Raw genomic sequence first — 2574 nt, 5'->3', positions numbered from 1 at the left:
TACCATTTACAAAAACATTAGTTTTTTATGCATATATCTCGTATTAATTGCAAAATATAATTGTATAATTCAATGATAGAAAGAAGGATTAAAATGACTATAGAGGCTAAAATACAAATTACATCAACTGAACTAGGAAGATTATGGATGACTTATCAAATAAAATCTGCAATGATAATATTATTTGGGCAATTTAGAAATAGTATTGTAGATGTAGAAGCAAAAGGTATATTGGATGCAAGTATAATAGAGGACCAAAAGGTTATCTCTGAAATAATAAAAATCTTTAATAACCAAAATGTAATCATTCCAATAGCATTTGATGAAAAGGATACTTATAAAGATGCACCCGCTCTTTTTGATGATATTTTTAATATAATGTTTCTTCGTCAAATAAGCAAAATTAATTTAGGATTAAGTTCATTTTATTTAGTAACATCTTATATGAAAGAGGTACAAGATTTATTCGATTTAAACTATATGGTCGCTAAAGAATTTTATGTTTCAACCACAAATTATTTGCTAAATAAAGGAGTCTTAGCAAAAGCACCATATGTAACTGTGCCAAATAAAGTTGAATTTATTGAGGAAAGAAAATATGTGAGCGCGTTCAAAATATTTACTGATAAACGTGCTTTAAATACAGTTGAAATTGGATATATCTATGAGTCTATAGAAGATAATATATTGGGCATGCAGTTAACGACAGGATTCGCTCAAGTAGCACAAGCAAGTGAAGTTAAGGAATTCTTTATAGATGGAAAAGAGTTATCGAAAAAAATCATCACTAATTTAACTAATGTATGTTTAAATAGTGATATTCAACCTCCGAGTACATGGTCCGGTAAGGCAACAGCAGCAATTCAGCCAGCATTTTCGGATAAACTCATGATGTTTGTTGTAGATTTAATATCTAATTTTGCAATAGGGAATAATTCATTAGGTACATCGTTCAGTATGAGAAGCGATTTACCACTTATATTTACAGAAATATCCAAAGATCTATTTTTTCATTCTAAAAAAGGTGGAAAACTCATGATTAGGCATATGTGGATGGAAGAACCTCCACAAATGGAAGACAGAAATCAACTTACCAAATTCAAAAAATAATATATATAGTATTAAAGAATTTTATTGAAAGAAGGATTAAAATGACTACAGAAGCTAAAATACAACTTACCTCAACTGAACTCGGAAGATTGTGGATGACTTATCAAATTAAAACGGCAATGCTAGAAATATTTAAACAATTTAGAGAAAGTACAATAGATGTAGAAGCAAAAGATATTTTGAATTCGAGCGTAATAGAAAGCCAAAATATTATTTCTGAAATTGTAAAAATATTTAATAGTCAAGATGCGGTAATTCCCAAAGGATTTGATGACAGAGATATCTTTAAAGATGCACCCCCTCTTTTTGATGATATTTTTAATATAATGTTTCTTCGTCAAATATTGAAAATGAATGTAGGGTTTAGTTCTCTATATTTAGCAACTGCTTACATGAAAGAGGTTCAAGAATTATTTGCATTAGACCATACTGTTTCTAAAAAGCTTTATGTTTTAAGTACAGAATATTTGTTAAAAAAAGGTGTTTTAGCAAAACCACCATATGTAACTGCGCCAAATAAAGTTGAATTTATTGAAAGCGAAAAATATGTGAACGTAATCAATATATTTTCTGATAAACGTGCTTTAAATACAGTTGAAATCGGTTATATATATGAGTTTATAGATGACAATATATTAGGTATGCAGTTAAAGACAGGCTTCGCTCAAGTAGCACAAGAAAGTGATGTGAATAAATTTTTGATAGAGTCTAAAGAATTATCAAAAAAAATTATTACTAATTTAACTAGTGTATTTCTCCAAAGTGATATTCAACCTCCGAGTACATGGGCAGGTAAAGCTACTACATCAATTCAGCCTCCATTTTCAGATAAACTTATGATGTTTGTTGTAGATTTAATATCTAATTTTGCGGTAGGAGCTAATTCATTAGGTTCGTCATTTAGTATGAGAAGTGATTTGCCTTTTGTATTTGCAAAAATAACAAAAGATCTACTTTCTCTTTCTAAAAAAGGTGGGAAATTAATGATTAGACATATGTGGATGGAAGAGCCTCCTCAGATGGAAGATAGAAATCAACTTACTAAATTCAAAAAGTAATACGGGTATAAAAATAAGTTACAATATGAAGAGCTCTAGCAAACTTGCCGGAGCCCTTTTAGCATGTACCATACTTTTGAGGCAAGGAAAATAATTAAAAATATTTGCACCTGCGGTAATAAATAAGAAGGGAATCAACCTTATATCTCGAATACTCCACATAATAACAATTAAGCGGGCGTATAATTCCCCATATTGTAATAGGTATTATATCATGTGTTTATATTGCCTGGGACGAAAGACAAGCTTATATAAGGGGAGGATATGACCCTAACATATTTAGCTAGTATAAAAGCACCTAGCTTTTATACTAGATGCTTAAGCTAGTTTTTTTATATTTATAAGGCAATATATTACTCCAGATTATCTATAGCATACTGAGCTTCTTCTGCTGTAAACTTCTCTC

Annotated in this window: 3 protein-coding genes; 2 read left to right on the top strand and 1 reads right to left on the bottom strand. The window is 29.8% G+C overall.

The genetic code is table 11. The features are described from left to right. Window positions 1-93 precede the first annotated feature (93 nt). The gene (locus JJE11_RS17440) at window positions 94-1110 is read left to right on the top strand and encodes a DUF3231 family protein (protein ID WP_291637925.1); all 1017 of its coding nucleotides are present in this window, start codon (window positions 94-96) and stop codon (window positions 1108-1110) included. A 41-nt stretch (window positions 1111-1151) separates the two neighbouring features. Next, the gene (locus tag JJE11_RS17435) at window positions 1152-2168 is read left to right on the top strand and encodes a DUF3231 family protein (protein WP_291637923.1); all 1017 of its coding nucleotides are present in this window, start codon (window positions 1152-1154) and stop codon (window positions 2166-2168) included. 353 nt (window positions 2169-2521) lie between these two features. Here the strand turns inward: JJE11_RS17435 and JJE11_RS17840 are convergent. Beyond that, the coding region (locus JJE11_RS17840; protein ID WP_366927964.1) for an Ltp family lipoprotein at window positions 2522-2574 on the bottom strand (53 nt) is incomplete at its 5' end.

This window comes from Clostridium sp., from assembly GCF_016650095.1.
Taxonomy (GTDB): Bacteria; Bacillota; Clostridia; order Clostridiales; family Clostridiaceae; genus Clostridium_AD.
Note: the sequence above shows the minus strand (reverse complement) of the source record. Positions and strands in the feature narration are given on the sequence as shown.